The sequence below is a fragment of the Mycobacterium sp. genome, from assembly GCF_050701675.1.
GTDB lineage: Bacteria > Actinomycetota > Actinomycetes > Mycobacteriales > Mycobacteriaceae > Mycobacterium.
The window spans coordinates 1-3,598 of the sequence record NZ_JBOGDD010000890.1 but is presented as its reverse complement, the minus strand read 5'-3'; the positions used below and the strand labels follow the sequence as shown (position 1 = coordinate 3,598).

2 protein-coding genes and 1 pseudogene are annotated in these 3,598 nt (G+C 67.4%); 1 reads left to right on the top strand and 2 read right to left on the bottom strand.

Annotated features, from left to right (window positions below):
* Positions 1-169: pseudogene (locus tag ACRDUX_RS27065) on the bottom strand (virginiamycin B lyase); the annotation flags it as partial.
* Entirely contained in the window at positions 166-2,784 is a 2,619-nt protein-coding gene (locus ACRDUX_RS27060) for a glycosyltransferase family 1 protein (protein ID WP_526418304.1), read from the bottom strand. The gene ACRDUX_RS27060 and the pseudogene ACRDUX_RS27065, both read right to left, overlap by 4 nt.
* A 169-nt stretch (positions 2,785-2,953) precedes the next feature.
* Here ACRDUX_RS27060 and ACRDUX_RS27055 point away from each other — a divergent pair.
* Positions 2,954-3,598 (top strand): maltotransferase domain-containing protein (locus ACRDUX_RS27055; RefSeq protein WP_526418302.1); only part of this gene is annotated, 645 nt, incomplete at its 3' end.

Sequence of the window (3,598 nt, the reverse complement as noted above, 5' to 3'; positions counted from 1 at the left end):
TGATCGACGGCTTGCTGCCCGCGCCCACCGGATGGACTTCTAGCCCACCGTCCGGCGTGACGCGCGCGATCGCACCGCGATGCACCAGCGTCACCCACATCGCGCCGTCCGACCCGGCCGCAAGCGCGTACGGGCCGCCGTCGACGGCGACTTCGAAGATGCGACTCACGCGAGCGTGACGAGCCCAAGCTCGTTGTCGGCCGCCAGCAGGTGATGGTGTGGCAGCACCCGCACGGTGTATCCGACGCTGCCCGCAACGGGGAGCGGGGTCGTGGTCGAGAAGATCTCGTTGCCGTCGGCGGAGCCGGTGTGGGCCATCGCCACGGTGACGGGATCCAGCAGTGCGTCACCGGCGTCGACGCGACCGACGGCAGCCTGCACCACGACCTCGTCGGGCCGCAGGCCTGCGAGGTGAACCGTGGCGGTCAGCGTCAGCTCCGAGCCGAGCAGCGGCGTGTCCGGCAAGCCGTAGCTGTCGACGTCGGTGATCCGGATCCGCGGCCACGACTCCCGCGCCCGCTCGCAGTACGACGCGAGCTCGCGCGCCGCACCGAACGGCACGCCGTCGATCGCCTCGATGGTGCGACGCAGCGACTGGGCCGCGGGCACGTAGTAGCCCTCGGTGTAGTCACGCACCATCCGCGAGGCCAGCACCTTGGGGCCAAGCGTCTGCAGAGTGTGGCGCACCATCTCCACCCACCGGCGCGGGATCCCATGCTCGTCGCGTTCGTAGAACATGCGAGTGACCGACTTCTCGAGCAGGCCGTAGAGCGCGGCGGCCTCCAGGTCGTCGCGGCGGCTCTCGTCGGCCAGGCCGTCGGCCGTCGGAATCTCCCAGCCGTTCTCGCCGTCGTACCACTCGTCCCACCAGCCGTCGCGAATGGACAGATTGAGACCACCGTTCAGCGCGCTCTTCATCCCCGACGTGCCACACGCCTCCAGCGGCCGCAGCGGATTGTTCAGCCACACGTCGCAGCCCCAGTACAGGAACCTCGCCATCGACATGTCGTAGTCGGGAAGGAACGCGATGCGATGCCGCACTTCGGGACGGTCGGCGAACCGCACGATCTCCTGGATCAACGCCTTGCCGCCATCGTCGGCCGGATGCGACTTGCCCGCGACGATCAACTGCACCGGCTGCTTCTCGTCGAGCAGCAACTTCTCCAACCGCTCGGGGTCACGCAGCATCAGCGTCAACCGCTTGTAGGTCGGCACCCGGCGGGCGAACCCGACGGTCAGCACATCCGGGTCGAAAGCGCTTGCGATCCAATCCAGTTCGGCATCCGATGCCCCTCGCTCGAGCCACGATCTGCGCAACCGGGCACGGACGTCGGCGATCAGAAGCTCGCGAAGCTGCGATCGGATCCACCACAGATGACCGGGTTCGACCTGCTGCAGCCGCTGCCACGTATCGGGCTCGCTCAGCGAGCCGAGGTCCTCACCACCGAGCAGTTCACGGCCCAGCTGCACCCACTGCGGCGCCGCCCACGTCGGCGCGTGCACGCCGTTGGTGATCGACCCGATGGGCACCTCGTCCTGGTCGAAGCCCTCCCACAGGTCGTTGAACATGCCGCGGCTGACCTGGCCGTGCAGCTTTGAGACGCCGTTCGCACGCTGCGCCAGCCGCAGACCCATGTGGGCCATGTTGAACTTCGACGGGTCGTCCTCGGCGCCGAAGGCGATGATCCGGTCCAATGGCACGCCAGGGAGCAGGCGCGACGATGCGCCGGACGGGCTCGCCCCAGATCTGCCGAAGTACCGCTCGACCATGTCGACGGGGAACCGGTCGATACCCGCGGGGACGGGGGTATGAGTGGTGAAGACCGTGCTCGAGCGCACCACGGCCAGGGCGGTGTCGAAGTCGAGCCCCCCGTCGGTGACGAGCTCACGGATCCGCTCGACGCCGAGGAACCCGGCGTGACCTTCGTTCATGTGGAAGACCTGCGGTTCCGGCAACCCCTCGACGGCGGTGAAGGCCCGAATGGCGCGAACGCCGCCGATACCGGCGAGAATCTCCTGCTTGATCCGGTGTTCCTGGTCGCCGCCGTAGAGCCGGTCGGTCACGCCGCGCAGGTCATGCTCGTTCTCCGGAATGTCGGAATCCAAGAGCAGCAACGGAATTCGTCCCACCTGGGCGATCCACACCCTGGCCTTCAGCTCGCAGGCATCCGGCATCGCAACGGCGACGAGCACGGGCTCGCCCGCCTCGTCGGTCAGCAGCCGCAGCGGCAGTCCCTGCGGATCGACCGACGGGTATTCCTCGTGCTGCCATCCCTCGGCGGTCAGCGACTGACGGAAGTAACCCGACCGGTAGTACAGCCCCACCGCGATCAGCGGAAGACCCAGATCGGATGCGGACTTCAGGTGGTCACCGGCCAGGATCCCGAGCCCGCCGGAGTAGTTGGGCAATACCTCGGCGACGCCGAACTCCATCGAGAAGTAGGCGATTCCGCTGGGCCAGGCGGATCCCGCCGCGGGGTCGTCCTGCTTTTCCTGATACCACATCGGTCGGGTCAGGTACTTGTCCAGTTCAGCTGCCAGGTGGTCGAGCCGCGCCAGGAACGACTCATCGCCAGCAAGTTCGTCGAGGTGTTGTGGGCTGACCTCGCCGAGCAGTGCTACCGGGTCGTGTCCCAGCCGTTCCCACAACTCGGAATCGATTGTGGCGAACAACTCTTGCGTCGGGGTATCCCAGGACCAGCGCAGGTTGATCGAGAGCCCTTCCAGGGCCGCGAGACGCTCAGGCAAGTGGGCGCGGACGGTGAACCTACGGAGTGCCTTCACGCGGGTTCACCTTACTGATCGGCAAGCCATCCGACCGCCATCCGGGATGACCTCATCCGGCCCATGGGGTTGAGCCGGACACTACGGTGGGTATAGGGCGCGACAAGGTAATCAAGCAGACGTAATCCCCAAGAGCCCGTGGTCCCCGCCGCGAGCGTAAGGAGCAGTGGTGGCCGGTCGAATCGAGATCGACGACGTCGCGCCAGTGGTGTCCAATGGCCGCTACCCGGCCAAGGCCGTCGTTGGCGAGCTAGTGCCGGTCAAGGCGGCGGTGTGGCGCGAAGGCCACGACGCCGTGGCGGCAACGCTCGTCGTGAGATATCACGGGACCTCCTATCCGCAGCTCGCGCAGGCGCCTGCCGGTGTCGCGGCGCCCCGTGTGGAGGCCGTGCCGATCGCGGAGGTCATCGGCGGGTCACAACGGGTCAGGCCACAGCGGCTGCCGATGGAACCTGGCCGGGAACCGGACTTCTTCCACGGCCAGTTCAGCCCCGACGCCGTCGGCTTGTGGACGTACCGCGTGGACGGCTGGAGTGACCCGATCGCGACGTGGCGCAAGAACGTCACGGCCAAGCTGAACGCCGGACAGGGCGAGACCGAACTGAACAACGATCTGCTGATCGGCGCTCAACTGTTCGAGCGCGCCGCGACCGGGGTCCCTCGTCAGGATCGCTATCCCCTGATCCAGGCGGCCGAGAACCTCCGTGAGCCCGGTGATCCGTTCAGGAGGGCAGGTACGGCACTCGCGCCCGAGGTGGCCGCGCTGTTGCACGACTATCCTCTGCGCGAGCTGATCACCCGCGGCGAGCAGTAC